The 23,104-nt window shown below is 66.1% G+C and carries 23 protein-coding genes; 14 read left to right on the forward strand and 9 right to left on the reverse strand.

From position 1 onward, the window contains the following. Window positions 1–91: 91 nt before the first annotated feature. The gene (locus tag AC2A1N_RS13120; RefSeq protein ID WP_061480378.1) at window positions 92–847 is read left to right on the forward strand and encodes an arginyltransferase; all 756 of its coding nucleotides are present in this window, start codon (window positions 92–94) and stop codon (window positions 845–847) included. Between the two features lie 37 nt (window positions 848–884). After that, the gene (locus AC2A1N_RS13125) at window positions 885–2,093 is read left to right on the forward strand and encodes an endonuclease/exonuclease/phosphatase family protein (RefSeq protein WP_154350392.1); all 1,209 of its coding nucleotides are present in this window, start codon (window positions 885–887) and stop codon (window positions 2,091–2,093) included. 91 nt (window positions 2,094–2,184) lie between these two features. On the opposite strand, the gene AC2A1N_RS13130 is transcribed toward AC2A1N_RS13125, so the two are convergent. Next, entirely contained in the window at window positions 2,185–2,478 is a 294-nt protein-coding gene (locus AC2A1N_RS13130; protein ID WP_484372475.1) for an immunity protein YezG family protein, read from the reverse strand. Between the two features lie 405 nt (window positions 2,479–2,883). After that, window positions 2,884–4,071: a formate-dependent phosphoribosylglycinamide formyltransferase gene (purT, locus tag AC2A1N_RS13135; protein ID WP_014646362.1), complete on the reverse strand. Its 1,188-nt coding sequence runs from the start codon at window positions 4,069–4,071 to the stop codon at window positions 2,884–2,886. Between the two features lie 137 nt (window positions 4,072–4,208). Between purT and AC2A1N_RS13140 the strand changes: the two genes are divergently transcribed. From AC2A1N_RS13140 to AC2A1N_RS13160, 5 genes are read left to right on the forward strand one after another with little or no spacing between them, the layout of a single operon-like run. Further along, a complete protein-coding gene (locus AC2A1N_RS13140; protein ID WP_484372478.1) occupies window positions 4,209–5,090 on the forward strand; it encodes an SPFH domain-containing protein in 882 nt (293 codons plus the stop codon). Window positions 5,091–5,135: 45 nt separating this feature from the next. Then, on the forward strand, window positions 5,136–5,315 hold the full coding sequence (locus AC2A1N_RS13145) for a type II toxin-antitoxin system antitoxin (RefSeq protein WP_005415691.1): 180 nt from the start codon (window positions 5,136–5,138) through the stop codon (window positions 5,313–5,315). Beyond that, window positions 5,312–5,491 carry a DUF4177 domain-containing protein gene (locus tag AC2A1N_RS13150; RefSeq protein WP_005415690.1) on the forward strand — a complete coding sequence of 60 codons (180 nt, stop codon included), beginning with the start codon at window positions 5,312–5,314 and terminating at the stop codon, window positions 5,489–5,491. Before AC2A1N_RS13145 ends, AC2A1N_RS13150 begins: the two co-directional genes overlap by 4 nt. A 3-nt stretch (window positions 5,492–5,494) precedes the next feature. Beyond that, a complete protein-coding gene (locus AC2A1N_RS13155) occupies window positions 5,495–6,088 on the forward strand; it encodes a PH domain-containing protein (protein WP_484372480.1) in 594 nt (197 codons plus the stop codon). A 9-nt stretch (window positions 6,089–6,097) separates the two neighbouring features. Next, on the forward strand, window positions 6,098–6,907 hold the full coding sequence (locus AC2A1N_RS13160) for a M15 family metallopeptidase (protein ID WP_484372482.1): 810 nt from the start codon (window positions 6,098–6,100) through the stop codon (window positions 6,905–6,907). 411 nt (window positions 6,908–7,318) lie between these two features. Here the strand turns inward: AC2A1N_RS13160 and AC2A1N_RS13165 are convergent, their stop codons facing one another. The 4 genes from AC2A1N_RS13165 to AC2A1N_RS13180 form a co-directional block, all read right to left on the reverse strand. Beyond that, a complete protein-coding gene (locus AC2A1N_RS13165) occupies window positions 7,319–7,690 on the reverse strand; it encodes a DUF423 domain-containing protein (protein WP_484372484.1) in 372 nt (123 codons plus the stop codon). 105 nt (window positions 7,691–7,795) lie between these two features. Beyond that, window positions 7,796–8,869, reverse strand: a complete 1,074-nt coding sequence (locus AC2A1N_RS13170) for a polyketide cyclase (protein WP_005415686.1) — start codon at window positions 8,867–8,869, stop codon at window positions 7,796–7,798. Window positions 8,870–9,104: 235 nt separating this feature from the next. Further along, window positions 9,105–9,746: a response regulator gene (locus AC2A1N_RS13175; RefSeq protein WP_006424175.1), complete on the reverse strand. Its 642-nt coding sequence runs from the start codon at window positions 9,744–9,746 to the stop codon at window positions 9,105–9,107. Next, complete coding sequence (locus AC2A1N_RS13180) at window positions 9,746–10,942, reverse strand: sensor histidine kinase (RefSeq protein WP_154350389.1); 1,197 nt, start codon at window positions 10,940–10,942, stop codon at window positions 9,746–9,748. Before AC2A1N_RS13180 ends, AC2A1N_RS13175 begins: the two co-directional genes overlap by 1 nt. 151 nt (window positions 10,943–11,093) lie before the next feature. Between AC2A1N_RS13180 and AC2A1N_RS13185 the strand changes: the two genes are divergently transcribed. Genes AC2A1N_RS13185 through AC2A1N_RS13205 form a run of 5 tightly spaced genes read left to right on the forward strand, consistent with a single transcriptional unit; the run spans window position 11,094 to window position 14,118 of the window. Then, complete coding sequence (locus tag AC2A1N_RS13185; protein ID WP_005415684.1) at window positions 11,094–11,690, forward strand: GNAT family N-acetyltransferase; 597 nt, start codon at window positions 11,094–11,096, stop codon at window positions 11,688–11,690. After that, window positions 11,636–12,481, forward strand: a complete 846-nt coding sequence (gene minC / locus AC2A1N_RS13190; protein WP_049413254.1) for a septum site-determining protein MinC — start codon at window positions 11,636–11,638, stop codon at window positions 12,479–12,481. The genes AC2A1N_RS13185 and minC overlap by 55 nt, the downstream gene beginning before the upstream one ends. A gap of 35 nt (window positions 12,482–12,516) precedes the next feature. Next, a complete protein-coding gene (gene minD, locus AC2A1N_RS13195; protein WP_006424120.1) occupies window positions 12,517–13,326 on the forward strand; it encodes a septum site-determining protein MinD in 810 nt (269 codons plus the stop codon). Between the two features lie 2 nt (window positions 13,327–13,328). After that, window positions 13,329–13,589: a cell division topological specificity factor MinE gene (minE, locus tag AC2A1N_RS13200; RefSeq protein WP_005408532.1), complete on the forward strand. Its 261-nt coding sequence runs from the start codon at window positions 13,329–13,331 to the stop codon at window positions 13,587–13,589. A 46-nt stretch (window positions 13,590–13,635) separates the two neighbouring features. Next, a complete protein-coding gene (locus tag AC2A1N_RS13205) occupies window positions 13,636–14,118 on the forward strand; it encodes a hypothetical protein (RefSeq protein WP_484372488.1) in 483 nt (160 codons plus the stop codon). 167 nt (window positions 14,119–14,285) lie between these two features. Here AC2A1N_RS13205 and AC2A1N_RS13210 read toward each other — a convergent pair whose 3' ends face one another. From AC2A1N_RS13210 to AC2A1N_RS13220, 3 genes are all read right to left on the reverse strand, one after another. Further along, window positions 14,286–15,515, reverse strand: a complete 1,230-nt coding sequence (locus AC2A1N_RS13210) for a DUF819 family protein (protein ID WP_061480388.1) — start codon at window positions 15,513–15,515, stop codon at window positions 14,286–14,288. Between the two features lie 141 nt (window positions 15,516–15,656). Then, window positions 15,657–17,735: an alpha/beta hydrolase family protein gene (locus AC2A1N_RS13215; protein ID WP_154350387.1), complete on the reverse strand. Its 2,079-nt coding sequence runs from the start codon at window positions 17,733–17,735 to the stop codon at window positions 15,657–15,659. Between the two features lie 184 nt (window positions 17,736–17,919). Further along, window positions 17,920–19,884 carry an OPT family oligopeptide transporter gene (locus tag AC2A1N_RS13220; protein WP_049435318.1) on the reverse strand — a complete coding sequence of 655 codons (1,965 nt, stop codon included), beginning with the start codon at window positions 19,882–19,884 and terminating at the stop codon, window positions 17,920–17,922. Window positions 19,885–20,084: 200 nt separating this feature from the next. Here AC2A1N_RS13220 and AC2A1N_RS13225 point away from each other — a divergent pair, with 200 nt between their 5' ends. Together AC2A1N_RS13225 and AC2A1N_RS13230 are read left to right on the forward strand one after the other, a co-directional pair. Further along, window positions 20,085–21,233: an acetyltransferase domain-containing protein gene (locus AC2A1N_RS13225; RefSeq protein WP_484372491.1), complete on the forward strand. Its 1,149-nt coding sequence runs from the start codon at window positions 20,085–20,087 to the stop codon at window positions 21,231–21,233. Between the two features lie 79 nt (window positions 21,234–21,312). Then, window positions 21,313–23,067, forward strand: a complete 1,755-nt coding sequence (locus AC2A1N_RS13230) for a peptide MFS transporter (protein WP_484372493.1) — start codon at window positions 21,313–21,315, stop codon at window positions 23,065–23,067. The last annotated feature ends 37 nt before the right edge of the window (window positions 23,068–23,104 follow it).

A 23,104-nucleotide genomic window follows, 5' to 3' on the forward strand; every position in this document is an offset into this window, starting at 1 on the left:
CCGGGCGCGACGTCGGTTGACGTCACTGCCGATTCCATTCATCCGCTGGACAGTCGCCGCCTCTGCGACAGGCTGGGGCTATGCTGTGCCCATGGCGATACATGGCGACAGAGACGACGAACTGCGACTTTTCCAGACCGGCGAGCACCCCTGCGGGTACTGGTCGGACCGGGTGGCGCGCGATCTGGTGCTGGATCCGCACGATCGCCGGCTGGGTGGCCTGTACCCGCTGGCACTGAGCTGGGGCTTCCGCCGCAGCGGCGACCTGGTCTACCGGCCGCACTGCGCGCACTGCCAGGCCTGTGTGGCGGTGCGGATCCCGGTGGCGCGCTTCGCCCCGGACCGCAGCCAGCGCCGCTGTGCCGCCCGCAATGACGACCTGGAGGTGCGGATCACCGCCGCCACCGCCCGTGACGACCTGTTCGCGCTGTATCACCGCTACCTCACCCACCGCCACGCCAATGGCGGCATGGACGACCATGGCCCGCACGAATTCGAGCAGTTCCTGATCGGCAGCTGGTCGCACACCCGCTTCATGGAGATGCGCCTGCCCGGCCACGACGGCCAGCCCAGCCAGCTGCTGGGGGTGGCGGTGACCGACGTCACCGAGCATGGCCTGTCGGCGGTCTATACGTTCTTCGACCCGGACCACGCCGCGCGCGGGCTGGGTACCTTCGCAATCCTCCAACAGATCGAGTGGGCGCGCCGCGAGGGGCTGCCGCACGTGTACCTGGGCTACTGGATCCGCGGGCACCAGAAGATGGACTACAAGCGCCGCTTCCATCCCCTTGAGGCCTACGACGGCCGCCGCTGGCACGATTTCGACAACGAACTGGACGGGCGCTGACAAACCGCTGACACCGGGCCGGGTGCAGAATAGGGGGATGAACGCCAAACCCCTGATCCTCGCCCTGGCCCTGCTCTGCGGCGCCACCGTCCCCGCCTTTGCCACGTCCCCCGCGATGACTGAGAAGCCGTCCACTGCGCTGCGCCTGGCCACCTACAACACTTCGCTGTACTCCGATGATGCCGGTGGCCTGATCAAGGAACTGGAGGGCGACAGCGAGCACGCACGCAAGATCGCCGCCGTGCTGCAGCAGGTGCGCCCGGACCTGGTGCTGCTGAACGAATTCGATTTCGACGATGCCCATCGCGCCGCCGACCTGTTCCAGAAGCGCTACCTGGAAGTCGCCCAGCCCGGCGGCGGCAAGCCGCTGCACTTTGCCTACCGCTACCTGGCGCCGGTCAACACAGGTGTGCCCAGCGGCCTGGACCTGGACAACAACGGCGTGGTCGGCGGCGAAGGCCGCGGCCGTGGCAATGATGCGTGGGGCTACGGCCTGCACCCGGGCCAGTACGGCATGCTGGTGCTGTCGCGCTACCCGATCGATGAAACCAAGGTGCGCAGCTTCCAGCTGCTGAAGTGGAGTGCGATGCCCGGTGCGATCCGCCCGGTCGACCCGCGTACCGGCCAGAGCTTCTACAACGATCATGTGTGGTCGCAGCTGCGCCTGTCGTCGAAGTCGCATTGGGACGTGCCGGTGAAGACCCCGGCCGGCGTGGTGCACGCGCTGGTTTCGCACCCGACCCCGCCGGTGTTCGATGGCCCGGAAAAGCGCAACGCGGCGCGCAACCATGACGAACTGCGCCTGTGGCAGGAATACCTGTCCAAGGGTGACAAGCCCTGGCTGTGCGACGACAAGGGCCAGTGTGGCGGCCTGGCGCAGGACGCGCGCTTCGTGATCCTTGGCGATCTGAACAACGACCCGGTCGATGGCGATGGCCGCCACGAGGCGATCGTCGAGCTGATCGAGAACGCGCGCGTGCTGCGCTACCCCACCCCGCGCAGCGTCGGCGGCGAGCAGACCAGCCTGGCCTATGCGGCCAAGGGCATCGAGCGCAAGGGCGCGCCGTTCCACGCCACCGGCGATTTCGGGCCGAAGTCCGGCACCATGCGCCTGGACTACGTGCTGCCCTCGACCGGTTTCGAGTACGTGGGCAGCGGCATCTTCTGGCCGGCCAATGAAAGCCCGGAAGCGAAGATCGCCGACGGCAGCGACCACCACCTGGTGTGGGTGGACGTGAAGCCGTAACCGGCGCAGCCGCCGGGCATCACCCGGCGCCACCGGTTGCTGAAGATGTTGTAGAGCCGAGCCCATGCTCGGCTACTGCAACCAACCAAGCTTAGTAGCTCTGCCAGTCAATCTGAGCGTCAGCCCCGAGACAGCGGTCCTGCCAAGCCTGCTCCCGACCCAGGGAATCGATGAACTCATCCTCGGAAAGCTGCTCATATCCGAGCTCGATTTCCATCTTGTTCTCTGGATCCAGATGAAACGTCAAACTCGTCCAGAGTGCATGGTGCCATTGCGCAAAGAGCTGATGCATCTCCAGAAGCGCTGCTTCCGCATCATCTGGAATTTCCAGATAGCCGTTATGAGCCTGACGGCTTGCGGTAGAACGCCCAACCCGACCGGGCATTCTTGATGATCTCGAAGTTCAGCCAGATCCCGCATTGGTCGGTAGGCACGGCATCAATCAGTGATTGGCCAATTCGGTGATACAAGGCAGGTAGCGCTGATGTAAGCCGCTCGTCCAAGCCTTCTCCTGAGGTGTCTTTGGCATTCATCCGTCAGAAGATAAAACACGCAGGATTCTGACGCTCAACCAGATGTCACTTTTCAGTTCGAAGGTGCGGCGAAGCGTTTACCTGCTTTGCGGCAAATCCTCCAACAGCGTCATTCGGCGCTCAATAGCGCCCCGGTAGACCGCGCAAGACTGAATACTTGAATCCATTGTCGGGCTGAAGCGTCACATGGAAAAGCAGCCGAGCGCGGGCTCGGCTCTACAGAAGATTCCCGCCGGGCATGGCCCGGCGCTATCGTTTTACGGGCGCAGTTCGACGCCGATGGCGTCGGCGGCATCACGCGCGATGGCACGTGCTTCGTCGATGGTTTCCGCGCGCGCCAGGGTCACACCGACGCGGCGGTGGCCATGCACGCTCGGCTTGCCGAACAGGCGCACGGCGGTATCCGGCACCTGCAGCGCGGCGGCGACGTTGTTGAAGTACGGCACACCCTCGCCGTGTGCCAACAGCGCGCACGACGCCGACGGACCACTCTGGCGGATCACCGGAATCGGCAAGCCGAGGATCGCGCGCGCGTGCAGCGCGAACTCGCTCAGCTCCTGCGATACCAGCGTCACCAGGCCGGTATCGTGCGGGCGCGGCGACACTTCGCTGAACCACACTTCGTCGCCCTTCACGAACAGCTCGACACCGAACAGGCCCCAGCCGCCAAGGTCGTCGGTGATCGCACGCGAAATCTCTTCGGCACGCGCCAGTGCCGCGCTCGACATCGGCTGCGGCTGCCAGCTTTCGCGGTAATCGCCATCCTTCTGCAGGTGGCCGATCGGCGCACAGAACGAGGTGCCGCCGGCATGGCGCACGGTCAGCAGGGTGATCTCGTAATCGAAGTCGATGAAACCCTCGACGATGCAGCGGCCGGCGCCGGCGCGGCCACCGGTCTGTGCGTAGTCCCAGGCCGGAGCGATGTCCGCTTCGCTGCGCAGGGTGCTCTGGCCCTTGCCCGAGGACGACATGACCGGCTTGACCACGCACGGCAGGCCGATGGCGGCCACGGCAGCACGGTACTCGGCCTCGGTATCGACGAAGCGGTACGGCGAGGTCGGCAGGCCCAGGGTTTCGGCGGCGAGGCGGCGGATGCCCTCGCGGTCCATGGTCAGGCGCGCGGCGCGTGCGGTCGGGATCACCCGCAGGCCCTGCTCCTGCTCCAGCTGGACCAGGGTCTCGGTATGGATGGCCTCGATCTCCGGCACCACCAGATGTGGCTGCTCCTGGGCGATCAGGGCGCGCAGCGCCATCGCATCGAGCATGTCGATCACGTGCGAGCGGTGGGCGACCTGCATGGCCGGGGCATCGGCGTAGCGGTCAGCGGCGATCACTTCCACGCCCAGCCGCTGCAGCTCGATGGCCACCTCCTTGCCAAGTTCGCCCGAGCCCAGCAGCAGCACGCGGGTGGCGGAGGGGGACAACGGAGTTCCAAGCTTGGCCATGGCGGTTCCAGCAGCGACGTGAAGGCGGGTGGGCATTCTAGCTGGCCGCGCACCCTGACCATGGCATCCGACGAACGGTAGTCGACAAGTGATATCAATTTGATATCTTCAATTCGAACCCTCAAGGACGTACCGCCATGAAAGAGAAGTCGCTTGCCTCCCTCAACGGCCTGGGCACCCTGGCCGGATCCCTGCTGGTCGCGCTGGCGGGTACCGCACTGTTCGTACTCGGGGCGACGACCAGGACCGGTTCCGGCTCACCGAACCTGCTGCTGATGCTGACCGGCATGCTGGTGATCTTCGCTGCGGTCTTCATCCTGGCCGGCCTGTACACCATCCAGCCCAACCAGGCGGCGGTGCTGAGCCTGTTCGGCAAGTACGTCGGCACCGTCAAGGACAACGGCCTGCGCTGGAACAACCCCTTCTATGCCAAGCGCCGGGTCAGCCAGCGCGTGCGCAACTTCGAGAGCGGCAAGCTGAAGGTCAACGAGCTGGACGGCAGCCCAATCGAGATCGCTGCGGTCATCGTCTGGCAGGTGGTCGATGCCTCCGAGGCCGTCTACAACGTGGACGACTACGAAAGCTTCGTGCACATCCAGTCCGAATCGGCGTTGCGCGCGATGGCCACCAGCTATCCCTACGACCAGCACGAGGAGGGACAGCTGGCGCTGCGCAGCCATGCCAGCGAGATCTCCCAGCACCTGAAGAACGAGCTGGCCGAACGCCTGGCCGACGCTGGCGTGCAGGTGATCGACGCACGCATCAGCCACCTCGCCTACGCCGCCGAAATCGCCCAGGCGATGCTGCAGCGGCAGCAGGCCAACGCAGTGATCGCTGCACGCACGCGCATCGTGGCCGGTGCGGTCGGCATGGTTGAAATGGCCCTGGCCGAACTGCAGAAGAACGGCGTGGTGCAGCTGGATGAGGAACGCAAGGCGCACATGGTCAGCAACCTGCTGACCGTGCTGTGCTCGGACCGCGGCACCCAGCCGATCGTCAACGCCGGTTCGCTGTACTGAACCACCCTCGCAACGGGGCGCCCCACCGCCCCGCCAGGAGCTTGCATGAGTGAGAAGAAAGCCTACCCGCTGCGCATCAATGCCGACGTCCTGGCCGCCGCGCAACGCTGGGCTGACGACGAGCTGCGCAGCCTCAACGCACAGATCGAATACGTGCTGCGCGACGCCCTGCGCAAGGCAGGACGCCTGCCGAAACCCACGCCATCTTCGGAGGACAAGGAATGAGCAAGCGTTGGAGCTACCAGACGATCGAGGTCAAGACGTCCATGATGGGCCTGCTCAAGGCCGAGGACATCCAGAGCGAACTGAGCCGCCAGGGCCAACTGGGCTGGGAGCTGGTCAACATCATCATCCCCGCACCGATGCGCCCGGCGATGCTGGTGTTCAAGAAGGAGGCCTGAGCCATGGGCGCCAGCGATCCGAAACAGTACGAGGTGGCCGAGAGCTCGCCGTTGCGCGTGCTGTGGATCGTGCTGCCCCTGCTCGCCGCCTTCGTGGCCTGCTTGTATGCGCAGCTGTACAAGACGCCGGCCAGTGCCCCCTGGATCGAAGTAACGCTGTCGCCGCCCTGGTTCCGGATGGGCGGCAGTGCCGCCTGGAGTCTGCTGGTGATCGCGGTACTCGGCATCGGGTTGGGCGCAGCATTCTTCCGTCGCCGGGTGGAACTGGCCGACAACGTGCTGGATGTGCGCTCGACGATGTACCGCCGCCGCGTTCCGGTGGCGCAGCTGCGGCTGGACCAGGCCGAGGTGGTCGACCTGCAGCGTGACCCCCGCTATGGCATCCGCTTCAAGACCAACGGCTACGCAATGCCGGGCTTCTATTCCGGCCACTTTCGCCTGCAGGGCGGTGCCAAGGGCTTCGCGCTGGTCACCAACCGCGCGCGCGTCCTCGCCCTGCCGGTCCGCGATGGCAGCACCCTGCTGCTCAGTCTCGATCGGCCACAGGCGCTGCTGGAAGCACTGCGCAAGGTGGCCGTGCCGGGCCTGCGGCAGTAAGCTGCGGCGATGCAACGACGCCTGCCCCTGCTGATCAATACCGAAGCCATCGAACTGTGGCCCGCAGACCTGCTGCGTGCGCGCAGCAATCTCGACGCGCGCGTGCTGTCACGAGCGAACTGGGTGCTGCGGCGCAAATGCGATGGCCGTTACCTGGCGGCGGTGGTGGAACACGGCGTGCACGCCATGGTGCCGCGCCTGGCGCGCGAGCCCGGGGCCGAGGAAGCACTGGCCTTGCTGGATGCAGCCGCGGCCCGGCCATTCGGTGCAAATCTGGAAGCGCAGTGGCTGCCCCTCGCCGGGCTGCAGCAGCGCCTGCAGCAGCTCGGCCTGGATGCCCAGCGCTATGCCGACGACAGCGGCCTGCCGCTGGAACCCGAACCGTGCCTGCTGCACTTCGCTGGGCGCGACCGCTTCGCCCGCCCGCTGTGGCTGCGCCGCGGCGCTGCACAGGGCTGGCGGCGGATGCGCCTGCATGCAGCGCGCGATGGCATCGCACTGGATGCAATCTCCGGCTTCCGCAGCCATGCCTACCAGCTGGGCATCTTCGAACGGAAACGGGCGCGCGGGCTGAGCGTGACGGAGATCCTGAAGGTGAATGCCGCGCCGGGGTTCAGTGAACACCACAGCGGCCACGCGCTGGACATCGGCACGCCGGGCGATGCCCCGGCCGAGGAATCGTTCGACGCTACCGATGCATTTGCTTGGCTGCAGGCCCATGCCGGCGCGCATGGCTTCCAGCTGAGCTACCCGCGCGACAACCCGCACGGCATCGTCTACGAACCCTGGCACTGGTGCTGGAGACCGGCCAACGGCTGAGCCCCCCTCGTGACGGTCGCAGGGCGAAATTCATGGAGCTGTCCGGGCGGATTCCGCGCGCGCCCACCACGAGATGGAACAAGAAGGCAAAGACAGAAGCCGGTCGCTTCGCTCGAAGCCTCTATAAGGGATCAGCGCGCGGCTGTTGGGTCCGCCTTCAAGCGAGCCGAGCACCGCAGGTCCGGTGAGGGCGAAGAGGTGCGTGCGATTCTGTAGAGCCGAGCCACGCTCGGCTGCTCTCCGCACCGCCCCTCGACGGGCCGAGGAGCGCAGGGGACCGGTGCACAGCACCGGCTCGCGGCCGGCGGCGCGTTTCTTTGGGTTACGTTTCTTTTCGCGCGAAAAGAAAAGTAACGCCCATGAACCATCACGATCGCATCGGCATGGATCGGAGCGACAGCCCTGCGACCCTCACCGCCTCAACGCATTGATCGCCAGCAACACCCATCCGGCCATCATGATGGTGCCACCGATCGGCGCCATCCGCGTCGGCCACTGCCACAACGCCCCACCCATCAGGCTGCCGGAAAACAGCAGGACACCCAGCAGCAGCACGTACAGCGCCAGGTGTGCGATCGCCCCCTGCGCGCGCGGCCCAAGCGCCACCAGCACCGCGCCATGCGCGAACGCATACAGCGCCGCCATGTTCAGATGCTGCTGCGCCAACGGGTCGGCTACGCCATGCGATGCATAAGCAGACAGGCCGATCGAGGCGGCAGCCAACAGCGCCCCCAGGCAGGCCAGCAGGGAAGGCTTACGTGCGCGACGTTCCAGATTGAACATGAGGGCTCCTTGCGCAGCGCCCCTTGACGGGCGCCGGATGAAAAAAAAACGCGCCGCAATGAGCGGCGCGTTTTCGTGTCCAACACTACATGGGTCAGCCGGGGATTACTTGACGGCCCAGTAGATGTCGTAGGTACCTTCCGGGGTGAACGACTTGTCGATGCCGTCCTTCCAGGTTTCGTACGGACGGTCGATGACTTCGTTGCCCGAGGTCACGGCCCAGGCACGCAGGCCGTTGCGCGCCACGTCCAGACCCGCCATGTGGCCGGTGTAGGCCGCATGCGCCGAACGGTGCGGAGCAACGTGCACGTACTTGACCGGAGCGCCGCCGTCGATCTTGACGGTCAGCTCGTCGGCAGCAGCACCTTCAGCACCCTTCTTCTTCACCGGCTGGGCGATGTCGAAGGCGTACTTCTCCTGGCCGAAGTCGGTGGTGATGATGCGGAACGGACCGGCAGCTTCAAGGCCATTGGCCTCCATCACGCGCTTGATCCACTCCTGGTTGTCCTTGATGGACTTGGTGATGGTGTCCTGACCGCGGTCCACGTTGCCGGCGTTGACCACCAGCAGGTTCTCGGCCGGCACTTCAACGATGGCCAGGTCGGTCAGCGGGGCTTCCGGCGTGCGGTAGTCCACGTTCGGCACGGTTGCGAGCATGTTGGCCATGCGCGACAGACCCATCTTGATGTCGTCGCCGATCTGGCGGCTGACATACAGGCCGGCGTAACGGCCGAACAGGTCGAAGCCGTACTTCACCGAGTAGTCCTGGGTGATCTTGACGTTGCGACCGCCCTTGCCGGTCGGCTCCAGGTTGAAGGTGGTGACCTTGTCGTGACCCTTGGTGGCGTCCTCGATGGCGATCACAACACGCTTGTTCTCTTCGGCTTCGGTGATCTTCCAGGAACCGGTACCCAGGTCCTTGGAGGTGAAGTCGAGGGTGGCACCGACACCCGAGGCCGGGCCGGACAGCTTCAGGTCAACGGCGGGATCGCGCAGTACCAGCGGGTTCCAGTCCTTGAAGCGGCGCAGGCTGCTGACCGTGTCGTACACGATCGTCATCTTGCGGTTGGTCTCGATGCTTTCGGTGATGTGACGCTCGCCCGGCAGACATACGCCAATGATGACGAACAGGCCAGCCACGATCCCCAAGGCGATCAGGAACTCGATAATACGGGTCATTCAGAGAGTCTCCGGGGCCGATCCCACGGCCGGGTTGATTGAAGCGAAGCGCCAATCCTAGCAGGCTTCGCGGGCATTGTTTATCGGGATTGGCGCACCGGTTTCCCTGCCGGCTGCGTATTTGTATGGACAAAGGATTCGAAGGGTAACGCATACCGCTACCCGGCAAGTAGGGGGCAACCTTGGCGGAAACCCCGGACCACGACCCAAGTCTTTGTACTTGAAAGATTTTTTATCAGACCAGCTGGAGTTCGAACGCCTTCAATACGGCACGCGTACGGTCGCGCACACCCAGCTTGGAAAGGATGTTGGACACGTGGTTCTTGATGGTGCCCTCGGCGACGCCCAGCGAATTGGCGATCTCCTTGTTGGAGAAGCCACTGGCCATCAGCCGCAGGATCTCGGTCTCGCGGTCGGTCAGCGGGTCCGGGCGGTCCAGGCTGACGAATTCATTGCGCATGTGCTCCAGGCCGGACAGCAGGCGCTGGGTTACCGCCGGCTGCACCAGCGATCCCCCGTCGGCCACGGTGCGGATGGCACCGACCAGCTGTGCCAGGGTGACGTCCTTGAGCAGGTAGCCCTTGGCACCGGCCTTGAGCCCGGCCAGCACCAGCTGGTCGTCGTCGAAGGTGGTGAGGATGATGGTCGGCGGCAGCTGTTCCTGCCGCGACAGCACCTGCAGGGCCTCCAGCCCCGACATCACCGGCATGCGCATGTCCATCAGCACCACGTCGGGGCGTACCTGGGGGATCAGCTCGACCGCCTGCCGGCCGTCGCCGGCCTCGGCCACCACCTCGATGCCGTCGTCGAGCGCCAGCAGGGAGCGGATTCCCTGCCGCACCAGGGTTTGGTCGTCGACCAGGCAGACGCGAATCATCAACGCACTCCTTCAGGAACCTTGGTAAGGGCCGCCACCAGCACCGTTGCCGGCACCGTCGCCCGCAGCCGGAAACCCTCACCGGGGCGGGTTTCGATCTGCAGCTGGCCACCACATTGTTGCAGGCGCTCGCGCATGCCGCGCAAGCCATTGCCCACATTGACCATATCCGCGCCGACGCCGTCGTCGCGGGCCTCGACCACCACCCGATCGGGGGCTTCACGGTACACCCTGATCCACAGGTGGCGGGCACTGGCATGGCGCACCGCGTTGGTGATGATCTCCTGGGTGCAGCGCAGCAGTACGTGGGCCCGCTGCGGGTCCTCCACGTTCAGCGGATCCTCGATCTCCAGCTGGATGTCCAGCGAGGGCACGTTCTCGGTCAGCGGGCGCAGCGCCGCAGCCAGATCGATCGCGCCGGTCTCGCGCAGCTGGCTCACCACCTCGCGCACGTTGCCCAGCAGCAGCTTGGCCAGCGCGTGCGAGCGCTTCACGTGATCGAGGGCCTGGCCCTCGGCCAGGTGCCCGGCGACCTCCAGGTTCAGGGTCAGCGCGGTCAGCTGGTGGCCCAGCAGGTCATGCAGTTCGCGCGAAATGCGGGTGCGTTCGTTGACCCGCGCGCTCTCGGCCAGCAGGGCGCGGGTGGCGCGCAGTTCCGAATTGAGCCGGCGCTGCTCGTCGCGGGCCTCGGTCTGCTGCCGCGCGACCAGGCTGGTCACGAAGATGAACATGGAGAAGCCGCCATACAGCAGCGACTGCATCACCGCTTCGAACAGCGGGAAGCGCAGCAGCAGGTAATAGACCGGAGCCACGGCCAGCTGGCTGACCAGCAGCCACAGCACGCCCAGCCGTACCGACAGCATCCACGGAATGACCCCGGCGGCCACCATCATCAGGATGCTGCCCAGGCCCGACCCGCTGAGGAAGCTGACCCCCAGCGCCGAGACCGTCAGCAACAGCAGCAGGCCGCGGTCCAGCCAGCTGGTGTGGCTGTCGCTGCGCAGGATGCGGGTCAGCCAGTAGTAGGCCGTGCCGAAGGACAGGTAGGCGATGAACAGCAGGATCGCCCAGCCGCCCATGTCAGCGCGGCTGTGCAGGTTCTCGAACTGCGAGTACGCCAGCGGCAGGCCGACCATGACCCAGGTGAACAGGCCGGCCAGGCGGAGGACGCGGGTATGGCTGAGGACTCCCAACATGTCAGCACTCTACGAGTCTGGCCTGCGTCGCGCACTCCCACGGAAGTCATGCCCCTGCGGTCGCCTGTTCATGCCGCAGCCCACCCCGGGCATGCAATAATCGTGCGCAGGGTCCCTTGATGGACCAACCGCGTTACCCCACGGAGTCACAATGTCGATTGTCATCCGCGACGTGCGCGAGCACGAGCTCGATTCCGTCCTGGCTTTGAACAACAATGCTGGCCTGGCCATCCTTCCCCTGGATGCGGCCCGCCTGCGCCTGTTCTATGAAACCGCTGAATACTTCCGCGTCGCCGAGCGCGACGGCAACCTGGCCGGCTTCCTGATCGGCTTTGGCAGCGACAGCCAGCACGACAGCAGCAATTTCGCCTGGTTCAAGCAGCAGCTGGACACCCCGTTCTTCTATATCGACCGCATCGTGGTCGCCAGCCGCCGTCGTGGCGGCGGCGTCGGCCGTGCGTTCTATGCCGACGCGCAGAGCTTCGCCGAGCTGCGCTACCCGCAGATGACCTGCGAAGTCTTCCTCGACCATGGCGCCGATGCCGCCCTGCTCTTCCACGGCAGCTTCGGCTTCCGCGAGCTGGGCCAGAACACGATGCCGCAGGTCGATGTGCGCGCCAGCATGCTGGCCAAGGAACTGTGCAGCTACCCCTGGGTCAAGGAGACCTACGGCGGCAAGCTGCCGGATGTGGCATGGACACGCGCACGGCAGCTGCCGGCGCAGGCACAGCGGCCGACGGGGACCTGAGCGTGGCGGTGAATTTCGATTACGAACAAGCCGGTGAACTGAAGATCGGCCAGGTGGGCATCGCCAACCTGCGCATCCGTACCCTTGATGTCGAACGCCTCGTGCAGGAAATGCGCGAGCGCGTGACCCGCGCCCCGAAGCTGTTCGGCCGCGCCGCGGTGATCCTCGACTTCGGCGGCCTGAGCCAGGTGCCGGATGTGGCCACCGCGCAGGCGCTGGTCGATGGCCTGCGCAGCGCCGGCGTGCTGCCGGTGGCGCTGGCCTATGGCACCAGCGCGATCGACCTGCTCTCGCAGCAGCTCGGCCTGCCGCTGCTGGCCAAGTTCCGCGCGCAGTACGAGCGTGCCGAGGCCGAACCGGCCCCGCCGCCGCCTGCACCGGAGCCGCGCCGCGCAGCCCGTGCCGAACCGAAGCCCGCCCCGGCAACGCCGGTGGCCAAGGTGGCCGACGCGGCTGCACCGAAGCCGGGCCGCATGCAGCTGGGCAACGTGCGTTCGGGCCAGCAGCTGTACGCGGAAAACTGCGACCTGACCGTGATGGCCACCGTCGGCGCCGGCGCCGAGGTCATCGCCGATGGCAGCATCCACATCTACGGCACCCTGCGCGGCCGCGCGCTGGCAGGGGCCCAGGGCAACACCGCGGCACGCATTTTCTGCCGTGATTTCCATGCGGAACTGGTCGCCATTGCCGGCCATTACAAGGTACTGGACGATGTCCCGGACAACCTGCGCGGCAAGGCCGTGCAGGTCTGGCTGGAACAGGACCAGATCAAGATCGCTGCGCTGGACTGACGCAGCCCCCAAACAGAATCATCAGGAGAAGTCCTTTGGCTGAAATCATCGTAGTCACCTCCGGCAAGGGCGGCGTCGGCAAGACCACTTCCAGCGCGAGCCTGGCCTGCGGCCTGGCGCGGCGCGGCAAGAAGGTGGCGGTGATCGACTTCGACGTCGGCCTGCGCAACCTCGACCTGATCATGGGCTGCGAACGCCGCGTGGTGTATGACTTCGTCAACGTCGTGCACGGCGAAGCCACCCTCAAGCAGGCCCTGATCAAGGACAAGCGCTTTGACAACCTGTACGTGCTGGCCGCCTCGCAGACCCGCGACAAGGACGCACTGACCCAGGAAGGCGTGGGCAAGGTCCTGAAGGACCTGGCCGCCGACGGTTTCGACTACATCATCTGCGACTCCCCGGCCGGCATCGAGAAGGGTGCCTTCCTGGCGATGTATTTCGCCGACCGCGCGGTGGTGGTGGTGAACCCGGAAGTGTCGTCGGTGCGCGACTCCGACCGCATCATCGGCCTGCTCGACTCGAAGACCCACAAGGCCGAGTCCGGCCAGGACGTGCCGGCCTTCCTGCTGCTGACCCGCTACACCCCGGTGCGCGTGGAAAGCGGCGAGATGCTGAGCATCGCCGACGTCGAGGAAGTGCTCGGCCTGAAGGCGATCGGCGTGATTCCGGAGTCGGGCGACGTGCTCAACGCCTCCAACAAGGGCGAGCCGGTCATCCTGGATGTCGAATCCGCTGCCGGCCAGGCCTATGAAGACGCCGTCGCGCGCATCCTCGGCGAAGAACGCCCGATGCGCTTCACCAACGTCGAGAAGAAGGGCTTCTTCAGCAAGCTGTTCGGAGGGTAAGCATGGGCCTGTTTGATTTCCTCAAAGCGAAGAAGACCACCGCCGAAACCGCCAAGAACCGCCTGCAGATCATCATCGCGCAGGAACGCAGCCACCGCGGTGGCCCGGACTACCTGCCGCTGCTGCAGCGCGAGCTGCTGGAAGTGATCAAGAAGTACGTGAACATCGACGTCGATGCGGTGAAGGTCGACCTGGTGAAGGATGGCCAGCACGACGTGCTGGATATTTCCGTGGCGCTGCCCGAAGGCCCGGACAAACCCTGATCCCCTGCCCCGCCCGTGCCTGCATGGGCGGGGCTGCCTGACCCGCATGACCGATACGACAACCGCCGTGGACATCACCTGCGTGGGCGACATCGCCTTCGCCGACGCGCAGCGCCTGCTCGCCGCGCATGGCCTTCGGCTGCACCACGTGGCGCCCGGCGAACCGATTCCCGGCAGTTACTGGGGCGAGCCAGAGGCCGGCATCATCGCCAGCAACGTCTACGTGCGCGATGACACGCCCGTGCACTCGATGCTGCATGAGGCCTGCCACCTGATCGTACTGCCGCCGGAGCGGCGTGCGCAGGTGCACACCGATGCCACCGACTCGGTGGCCGAGGAAGACGCGACCTGTTACCTGCAGATCGTGCTGGCCGGGCAGCTGCCCGGTGTCGGCAGCCAGCGGCTGATGGCCGACATGGATGCTTGGGGGTATACGTATCGGCTGGGATCCACGAAGGCGTGGTTCGAGCAGGACGCCGAGGACGCGAAGGCGTGGTTGGTCGAACGCGGATTGCTGCAGGCGGCGTAGCCGCCGCTGGTGGGTGCGGACCTTGGTACGCACCATTCACGCATGGCGTGGATCTACTGTAGAGCCGAGCCCATGCTCGGCTGCTCTTCGCTGTTACCTGCACAAATACAGATGCAGCCGAGCGCGGGCTCGGCTCTACAGGATCTGCCCCATCGCCCCGTGCACAATCAGCCCTGCCCGGCCAGCGTCCGCAAGGTAATGCCGACGATGTAGGCCAGGTACGTGCCGGTGGCATAACCCATCGTTCCCAGCAGCACGCCGACCGGCGCCAGGGCCGGATGGAACGCCGCGGCCACCACCGGCGCCGAGGCTGGGCCACCAATGTTCGACTGCGAACCGATGGCGAAATAGAAGAACGGCACCTTCAGCAGCTTGCCCAGGCACCACAGCAGCACGATGTGCACGCTGATCCAGATGATGCCCAGCAGGAACAGCCACGGGCGATCCAGCAGCGCCAGCAGATCCATCTGCATGCCGATGCAGGCGATCAGGAAGTACAGCAGCAGCGAGCCCAGGCGCGATGCGCCCGCACCTTCCAGGTTGCGCGCACGGGTGAAACTGAGGCTGAGGCCGAGCGTGGTCGACAGCACCACCACCCACACGAACGGCGCGTCCAGGCTGAACTGCGCAGCCCAGCTGACATTCGCCTTGAACCACGCCGCCAGCGGTGCGCCAATGGCGTGAGCCAGGCCGACACCGCCGAAGGCCACCGCCACGATCAGCATCAGGTCGGTGAGGCTGGGAATGCGCTCGTGTTCGGCCTGGAAGCGCGCAATGCGCTCCTTCAGCTCATCGATGGCCGAGGTATCGGCACCACTGCGTGCGTCGATCTTCGCCGCGCGCCCGGCCAGGAAGATCAGCGCGGCCATCCATACGTAGCCGACCCCCACGTCGACCACCGCGAACTGTCCGAAGGTGGTCGCATTGACGTCGAACACTTCACGCATCGCCAGCATGTTGGCGCCGCCACCGATCCAGCTGCCGGCCAGCGCGGCCATGCCGGCCCAGGTGTCGCCGGCCACGGTTTCCGGATGCACGGCACGCATCAGCAGGAACGCCACCACCGCACCGAGCATGATGCTGGCCGAGGCCCCCAGGTACATCAGCACCAGCTTCGGGCCGAGCCGCAGGATGCCCTTGATGTCGACCGCAAGGGTCAGCAGGATCAGCGCCGCCGGCAGCAGGATGTCGCGCGCGATCGGGTTGTAGAGCCGGGTGTTCTGCCCGTCGATCAGGCCGACGGTGTTGTAGATGCCGGGAATCAGGTAGCACAGCAGCAGTGCCGGCACGAAGGTGTAGACGCGCTTCCACAGGCCCTGCTCCCGCGAGGCGGTCCAGAACACGGCGCCAAGGGTGGCGGCGATCAAACCGAAGACGACGATGTCGTTCTGGATCATGCAGGGGCTCTTGTAGAGCCGAGCCATGCTCGGCTGCTGTTGGCGAAGGTGTGCCGACCAACGGTCGGCACCCACCGGCGGGAACATCGGCACCCACCGGCGGAGACAAAAGCGCCGCCTCGAAGGGCGGCGCTGCAATCATCAATTGCCGATGTGCTGCTTCAGCCAGGCATTGACGGTGTCATGCCACAGGATGCTATTGTTCGGCTTCAGCACCCAGTGGTTTTCATCCGGGAAGTACAGGAACTTCGATTCGATGCCCTGGCGCTGGGCGGCGGTGAATGCGGCCAGGCCCTGCTCGACCGGAATGCGGAAGTCCTGCTGGCCGTGGATGACCAGGATCGGCTTCTTCCAGTCCGCCACGTGGTTGACCGGGTTGAACTTCTCGTAGTTGGCGGCCTTCTGGTACGGCGTGCCGCCCTGTTCCCACTCGGTGAACCACAGTTCTTCGGTGGCGTAGCCCATCATGCGCTGGTCGAACACGCCGTCGTGGTTGACCAGGCACTTGAACGGGCCGTTCCAGTTGCCGGCGATCCAGTTGACCATGAAGCCGCCGTAGCTGGCGCCCAGCGCGCAGGCCTTGTCACCGTTGAGGAAGGCGTACTTCTTCAGCGCCGCATCCCAGCCCTTCTGCAGGTCTTCCAGCGGGCGGTCGCCCCAGTGCTGGCTGATCGCATCGGTGAATGCCTGGCCATAGCCGGTGGAGCCGTGGAAGTCGATCATCACCACCGCGTAGCCCTGGCCCGCGTAGGTCTGCGGGTTCCAGCGGTAGCTCCAGCCATTGCCGAAGCTGCCCTGCGGGCCGCCGTGGATCAGGAACGCCACTGGATAGGACTTGCCTTCCTGGTAGTTGTGCGGCTTGACCACGTAGCCGTGCACGGTGTCGTTGTTCCAGCCCTTGAACTCGAACTGCTCGTAGTCGCCGAAGGACACGTCCTTCAGCACCTCGCCTGCGGCCGGGGTCAGCGCGCGCAGTTCGCCGATGGCTTCGCCCGCGGCCGGCAGCAGGCCGACCAGCACCTGGTCGTTGCTCTTCAGGCTGTTGCGGGTGATCGCCACGCTGTTGCCGGCCACGTCGACCGCGGTCACGCTGCCGTCGCCGATCAGCTTGGTGGCCTTGCCGCTGGCCACGTCGATCTGGAACAGCGGGTGTTCGCCGAGGTCATCGGCAGTGGTGTAGATGCTGGCGCCGTCGGCGGACAGGGTGATGCCACCGGCCGAACGATCCCACTGCGGGGCAATCTCGCGGGTCTTGCCGCTGGCAACGTCCATCGCCATCAGGCCGAAGCGGTCGGCCTCGAAGCCCGGGCGCTTCATCGCGCGGTAGAACAGCGTCTTGCCGTCGGCACTGAACACCGGGCCGGCATCCCAGGCCGGGTTGGAGGCCGTCAGGTTGACCGGCGCCTGCTTGCCGGCGGCGTCGAAGCGGTACAGGTCGAAGTTGGTCGACCACGGCTCCTGCTTGCCGGCCACGCGGATGCTGGCCACCACGCTGGCGCCGTCCGGCGACCAAACGAAGTCGTCATTGCCGCCGAATGGCTTGGACGGCGCATCACCATCGATGGTCGCGCTCAGCGCCGAAGCGCCCTTGACCGCACCGGCCTTGGCTGCCGGCAGCGGAGCGACGAACAGGGTGTTGCGGCGACCGTCGTTCCAGGTGTCCCAATGGCGCACGAACAGCGAATCCCACACCTGGCCGCTGGCCTTGGCGTCCTTCTTTTCCTTCAGCTTCTTCTCGGTGCAGGCCAGGTCCGAGGCGCACGCCTGGAACACGCCGGCGCTGAACAACACGCGGTCGTCCTGCGGCGACACACGGTAGCTGTCCACGTCGACCGGGAAGTCGGTCAGCTGGCGCGGCGTGCCGCCGCTGATCGGCTGCGCGTACAGCTGCTGGCTGCCGTTCCTGGCACTGAGGAAATACACGGTCTGGCCATCGGCCGACAGCGAAGCGGAATTGACGTTCCAGCCGGCCGGGGTGATCTGCTTCGGCGGCGCTGCGTCGCGGGTGCGCAGGTTGCGCGCGAACAGCGCCGTGGAGGCCTTCAGGTTGGCGTCCACGCTGCGCTTGGCGAACACCACGGTGCCGCCGTCAGCGGTCAGTACCGGCGCGGAGACGCGGTCCATGGCCACCATGTCGCGGACTTCCAGGCCGCGGGCAGCGGCGACGCTGGGCAGGGCGGCCAGCAGGCTCAGTGGCAGCAGGGCATGACGCAGTTTCATCGGGGTCTCCGCAGGACGGCAAAAAACCGATGGTAGGCCCGCATGGCCGGGGCTGCCAAGGCCATCGGTCATGGCTGCAGACAGACAATCGCCAGAAACAGCAAACCCCGCCGGAGCGGGGTTTTGCGGTAGTGCCGGCCGCTGGCCGGCACTACCCGTTGAACCCAGGGTCAGAGCCCGCCCCTTACGCCTTGGCGTACTTGCCGGTGCGGTAGATCAGCCAGCCGACCAGGAACAGCACGGCCAGGCCGATCCACTGTGCGCCCGGCAGGTGGAACGGCACGGCCAGCACGTCTGCGCGGCTGCTGACCACGATCGGAATCGCGATGGCGATGCCCATCAGCGCCTCGCCGGTGATCAGGCCGGCGGCAAACAGCACGCCCGGCTTGTGCACGCGGTCGCGGCCTTCTTCGTCATCGGCGCGCACCTTGTGGAAGCGCTCGACCAGATGGGCGATCAGGCCGCCGAGGAAGATCGGCACCATCAGTTCCAGCGGCAGGTAGATGCCGATGGCGGCGGCCAGCACCGGCACGCGGAAGCGCGCGTTGCGCGACTTCAGCCAGCTGTCGAAGGCGATGATGGCAGCACCGACCACAGCACCGATGCCGATGAAGGTCCACGGCAGTTCACCACCGAACAGGCCCTTGGCCACCGAGGCCATCAGGTTGGCCTGCGGCGCAGCCAGCGCGTTCGGGTGCAGCTCGGACTTCACGCCGATGCCGTAGGCAGTGGCCAGCAGGTTCAGTACCGGGGCCATGATCAGCGCGCACGAGAACGCACCGATGCCCAGCATCAGCTGCTGCTTCCACGGGGTGGCACCGACGATGTAACCGGCCTTGAGGTCCTGCAGGTTGTCACCACCGACCGCAGCGGCGCAGCACACCACCGCGCCGATCATGATCGCGGCCACCGCACCCAGCGGCGCACCGCCGGCACCGACCGGCTTGAGGCCGTCAGCGCCCAGCAGCACCACCAGCACGGCCGAGGCGAACAGGATGGTGGAGATGGTGATGCCCGAGACCGGGTTGTTGGACGAACCGATCAGGCCGGCCAGGTAGGCCGAGACCGAGACGAACAGGAAGCCGGCGACGATCATGATGAGGGTCATCGGGATCGACACGTGCCACTGGCCGACGATGGCCTGATACAGGGCCAGCAGCGGCAGCACGAACGCCACCAGGGCGACCAGCATCCACTTCATCGGCAGGTCGCGCTCGGTATGCGCCAGCACCGGGCCGCCACTCTTGCGGGCCGCGGCGAAGCCGCTCTTGACGCCGTTGAGCAGCGACTTGCGCAGCGAGATCAGGGTCCAGATGCCACCGATCAGCATCGCACCAACGCCCAGGTAGCGCATCTTCGCGCCCCAGATGGCGAACGCGGCCTCGGTGGAGGAAGCTGCGGCAACCGATGCGGCCAGCGCCGGATCGGTGTTCATGAAGAACGCCTGGTAGATCGGAATGGCGATGTGCCAGGTCAGGATCGAGCCGGACACCACCACGATGCCGACGTTGAGGCCGACGATGTAGCCCACGCCCAGCAGTGCAGGCGACAGGTTGGTGCCGATGAAGGCGGTGACCTTGGAGCTGCCGACATAGGCCGAGGTGGCCCAGGCGTCCGGGATCAGGCGCATGCCGCTTTCCGCGGCCAGCTTGACGAAGGCGCCGATCACCGCCGACAGGCCCAGGATCTTCAGGCCCGGACCCGGGTTCTCACCGGCCTTGAGCACTTCCGCCGCCGCCTTGCCTTCCGGGAACGGCAGCGGGTCTTCAACGATCATCGAACGGCGCAGCGGCACCGAGAACAGCACGCCCAGCAGGCCGCCCAGGCCGGCGATGCCCAGCACCCACCAGTACTTGAAGTCCGGCCAGTAGCCCATGATCACCAGCGCGGGGATGGTGAAGATCACACCGGCGGCGATTGATGAACCGGCCGAGGCGCCGGTCTGCACGATGTTGTTCTCGAGGATGGAACCACCGCCCAGCAGGCGCAGCACGCCCATGGAAATCACCGCGGCGGGAATGGCGGTGGCGATGGTCAGGCCTGCGAACAGACCGAGGTAGGCGTTTGCGGCCGACAGCACCACCGCCAGCACGATGGCCAGGGCCACTGCGCGGAAGGTGAGCTGCTTGGGCGCAGCGTCGTGGTTCATGGAAGCCCCTGCTGGCAAAAAATCCCTTGCACGCTAGCGTTCAGGGCAGATCAAGTCCAGCGTGCCAAAGGATGGGGGCGTGCGCTGCAGCGCAACGGGCCAACACGTGGCCCGGCAATCGACCGACCCGGCAAAGTCCTGATGGGCGCGCCGCAAATGATATGTTATATCTTAATGCTACCTTGTTCTTACTGCATCGCATGCCCCCTTCCCCCTCCCCTCGCCTGGCCTCCATCGACCAGCTGCGCGGCACCGTGATGCTGCTGATGCTGCTGGACCACGTGCGCGAGACCTTCTTCCTGCAGCACCAGGTGAGCGACCCGATGGATGCAGCGACAGTCTCTCCTGCGCTGTTCGCCTGCCGTCTGCTGGCCCACCTGTGCGCACCCGTGTTCGTCCTCTTGACCGGCCTGTCGGCCTGGCTGTACGGCCAGCGCCAGGCGGATCCGCGCCGGGCCACGGCCACGTTCCTGCTCAAGCGCGGCTTGTTCCTGGTGGTGCTGGAACTGACCCTGGTGAACTTCGCCTGGACCTTCCAGCTGCCGCCGGACACGCTGTACCTGCAGGTGATCTGGGCCATCGGGCTGAGCATGATCGCGCTGGCCGGCCTGCTGTGGCTGCCACGCCCGGCCCTGCTGATGCTGGCAATCGCGGTGGTGGCCGCGCACAACCTGTTCGACGGCATGCGGGTGCAAGGCGATGGCCTGCTGGCGGTGCTGTGGAAAGTGCTGCATCAGCGCGACTGGATCTCGGCTGGCGCGCTGCGCCTGCGTACCTCCTATCCGGTGCTGCTGTGGATCGGGGTGATCGCACTGGGTTATCTGATGGGGCCCTGGTTCGCCCGCGAGCGCGCACTGGAGCAGCGCCAGCGCTGGCTGCTGTGGACAGGCGTCGGCGCGCTGGCCCTGTTCGCATTGCTGCGGTTCGCCAACCAGTACGGGGACGCCCCCTGGTCGTACCAGACCACTACGCTACGCACGTGGTTGAGCATCTTCAATGTCACCAAATACCCGCCGTCCTTGCAGTTCCTGCTGCTGACCCTGGGGGTGGGAATGTTGCTGCTGCGGCTGTACGAATGGCCGCCGCTGGCGCGGGCACTGCAGCCGCTGGCCGATATCGGCGCTGCGCCGATGTTCTTCTACCTTCTGCACCTGTATGTGCTGAAGGGGCTGTACCTGGGCGCGCTGGCAATCTGGGGCCCGACACACGGTGACCTGTACGCGCTGGATTCGGTCGCCGGCCTGCTGCTGGTGGCCTGTGTGCTGGCGGTGGTGCTGTACCCGCCGACGCGGGCCTTCGCGCGGTTCAAAGCGCGAAGGCGCGATCTGCGGTGGTTGCGATACCTGTGATCGCCCAGGCCAGCCCGGCAATCCACGCATGGCGTGGATCTACTGAAAGCGGATCAGGCCACAGGCCTATAATTCCGCGATGAATTCCACCGCTATCGCTTCCGACGATTTCCTGGGCCATCCCAAGGGCGTCTACGTCTGCTTCTTCACTGAAATGTGGGAGCGCTTCTCCTTCTACGGCATGAAGGCGCTGCTGCTGCTGTACCTGACCAAGTACCACCTGTTCGGCGACAAGGCCGGCCTGGACCTGCTCGGTGCCTATGGCGGCCTGGTGTACTGCATCCCGGTGTTCGGTGGCATGCTGGCCGACCGCTGGCTGGGCATGCGCCGGGCAGTGCTGTTCGGCGGCATCCTGCTGGTGCTCGGCCACCTCGGCATGGCCTTCGAGGGCCACGCCGCGTACCGGGTGAACGGCGAAGTGGTGCGCGACACCTCCGCACTGGCGGTGACCTACCTGTCCCTGGCGCTGATCATCATGGGCGTCGGCTTCCTGAAGCCGAACATCTCCACCATCGTCGGCAAGCTGTACGCCAAGGACGACCCCCGTCGCGACTCGGGCTTCTCGCTGTTCTACGCCGGCATCAACCTCGGCGCGCTGTTCTCTTCGCTGGTGTGTGGCTTCCTCGGTGAGGCCTATGGCTGGAAGTATGGGTTCGGTGCTGCCGGCATCGGCATGCTGGCCGGCCTGGCGATGTTCCTGTGGGGCCAGAAGTACCTGCAGGGCCATGCCGAACCGCCGCAGCCGGCCGCGCTGAAGCAGAAGGTGCTGGGACTGCCGCGCGAATGGCTCATCTATCTGTGCGCGGTGCTGGGTGTGCTGCCGGTGGCGTGGCTGATGTGGGCTGCCGGCAACGGCGCGTTCGCGCTGGGCGGAGAAATCAGCCTGGCGCTGATGCTGATGCTGGTGGTGCTGGGCGGCGTGCTGGTCTGGTTCGCCTGGTTCACCGGCACGAAATGCACGCCGGTGCAGCGCCAGCAGATGATCGCGCTGATGGTGCTGATCTTCATGGCGCTGGTGTTCTTCACCATGTACGAGCAGTCCTACGGCTCGTGGGTGACCTTCACCGACCGCCTGTTGACCAAGGACATCGTGCCCTCGCTGGTGATCACCGGCGGCACGCCGCTGCCGTGGTCGATCCTCTCGCTGCTGCTGGCACCGCTGGGCTTCGTGGTCAGCGCGCGGCTGTCCGAACGGCGCCCGGGTTCGGCTGCGCCGCGCACGTTCTTCGCCGCCATCGTCGTGCTGATGCTGGTGCTGCTGGTGCGCGACTGCCTGGTGATTCCGCAGACCGCCGGCTCGCTCACCTATCTCGGCGGCCTGTTCCTGGTGCTGCTGGCGCCGGCCTTCGCCGCGCTGTGGACGTGGATGGACCGCCGCGGCTGGGAGCCGGGCAAGCCGGTGAAGTCGGCCTGGGGCCTGGTGATCGGCGCACTGTCGTTCTTGCCGCTGGCACTGGCGGCGCAGCAGGTGGGCGCCACGGGCGAGATGGCCAGCGTGTGGTGGCTGGTGCTGGCCTACTTCCTGCTCGCCAGCGGCGAGATGTGCCTGTCGCCGGTCGGCCTGTCGGCAGTGACACAGCTGGCCGTGCCGCGGGTGATGAACCTGATGATGGGCACCTGGTTCCTGGCCACCGCATTCTCGGAGACGCTGGCCGCGCTGTTCGGCAAGCTGGCCGCGATCGAGGTGCCGGAAGGCGAATCGCTGGACATGGTGGCCGCAGCCGGCGCCTATGCGCACCTGTTCTGGCTGCTGATGTGGATCGGCCTGGGTTGCGCACTGGCGGCCTTCATCGCCGCACCGCTGCTGAAGAAGATGATGCACGGGGTGAAGTAAACCCCGCGCTTGCGGAAAACCAGGGCGGCGGAACGTT

The organism is Stenotrophomonas maltophilia group sp. SKK55, from assembly GCF_057179845.1.

Bases quoted from the DNA above. Each gene is read 5' to 3' on its own strand.
- AC2A1N_RS13165 (WP_484372484.1), bottom strand. From the start codon at position 7,690: ATGTTCAATCTGGAACGTCGCGCACGTAAGCCTTCCCTGCTGGCCTGC.
- AC2A1N_RS13130 (WP_484372475.1), bottom strand. From the start codon at position 2,478: ATGCCCGGTCGGGTTGGGCGTTCTACCGCAAGCCGTCAGGCTCATAAC.
- AC2A1N_RS13185 (WP_005415684.1), top strand. From the start codon at position 11,094: ATGTCGATTGTCATCCGCGACGTGCGCGAGCACGAGCTCGATTCCGTC.
- minE (WP_005408532.1), top strand. From the start codon at position 13,329: ATGGGCCTGTTTGATTTCCTCAAAGCGAAGAAGACCACCGCCGAAACC.
- AC2A1N_RS13205 (WP_484372488.1), top strand. From the start codon at position 13,636: ATGACCGATACGACAACCGCCGTGGACATCACCTGCGTGGGCGACATC.
- AC2A1N_RS13150 (WP_005415690.1), top strand. From the start codon at position 5,312: ATGAGCAAGCGTTGGAGCTACCAGACGATCGAGGTCAAGACGTCCATG.
- AC2A1N_RS13175 (WP_006424175.1), bottom strand. From the start codon at position 9,746: ATGATTCGCGTCTGCCTGGTCGACGACCAAACCCTGGTGCGGCAGGGA.
- AC2A1N_RS13210 (WP_061480388.1), bottom strand. From the start codon at position 15,515: ATGATCCAGAACGACATCGTCGTCTTCGGTTTGATCGCCGCCACCCTT.
- purT (WP_014646362.1), bottom strand. From the start codon at position 4,071: ATGGCCAAGCTTGGAACTCCGTTGTCCCCCTCCGCCACCCGCGTGCTG.
- AC2A1N_RS13120 (WP_061480378.1), top strand. From the start codon at position 92: ATGGCGATACATGGCGACAGAGACGACGAACTGCGACTTTTCCAGACC.
- AC2A1N_RS13180 (WP_154350389.1), bottom strand. From the start codon at position 10,942: ATGTTGGGAGTCCTCAGCCATACCCGCGTCCTCCGCCTGGCCGGCCTG.
- AC2A1N_RS13220 (WP_049435318.1), bottom strand. From the start codon at position 19,884: ATGAACCACGACGCTGCGCCCAAGCAGCTCACCTTCCGCGCAGTGGCC.
- AC2A1N_RS13145 (WP_005415691.1), top strand. From the start codon at position 5,136: ATGAGTGAGAAGAAAGCCTACCCGCTGCGCATCAATGCCGACGTCCTG.
- AC2A1N_RS13140 (WP_484372478.1), top strand. From the start codon at position 4,209: ATGAAAGAGAAGTCGCTTGCCTCCCTCAACGGCCTGGGCACCCTGGCC.
- AC2A1N_RS13155 (WP_484372480.1), top strand. From the start codon at position 5,495: ATGGGCGCCAGCGATCCGAAACAGTACGAGGTGGCCGAGAGCTCGCCG.
- minC (WP_049413254.1), top strand. From the start codon at position 11,636: ATGGACACGCGCACGGCAGCTGCCGGCGCAGGCACAGCGGCCGACGGG.
- AC2A1N_RS13160 (WP_484372482.1), top strand. From the start codon at position 6,098: ATGCAACGACGCCTGCCCCTGCTGATCAATACCGAAGCCATCGAACTG.
- AC2A1N_RS13125 (WP_154350392.1), top strand. From the start codon at position 885: ATGAACGCCAAACCCCTGATCCTCGCCCTGGCCCTGCTCTGCGGCGCC.
- AC2A1N_RS13170 (WP_005415686.1), bottom strand. From the start codon at position 8,869: ATGACCCGTATTATCGAGTTCCTGATCGCCTTGGGGATCGTGGCTGGC.
- AC2A1N_RS13215 (WP_154350387.1), bottom strand. From the start codon at position 17,735: ATGAAACTGCGTCATGCCCTGCTGCCACTGAGCCTGCTGGCCGCCCTG.
- AC2A1N_RS13225 (WP_484372491.1), top strand. From the start codon at position 20,085: ATGCCCCCTTCCCCCTCCCCTCGCCTGGCCTCCATCGACCAGCTGCGC.
- AC2A1N_RS13230 (WP_484372493.1), top strand. From the start codon at position 21,313: ATGAATTCCACCGCTATCGCTTCCGACGATTTCCTGGGCCATCCCAAG.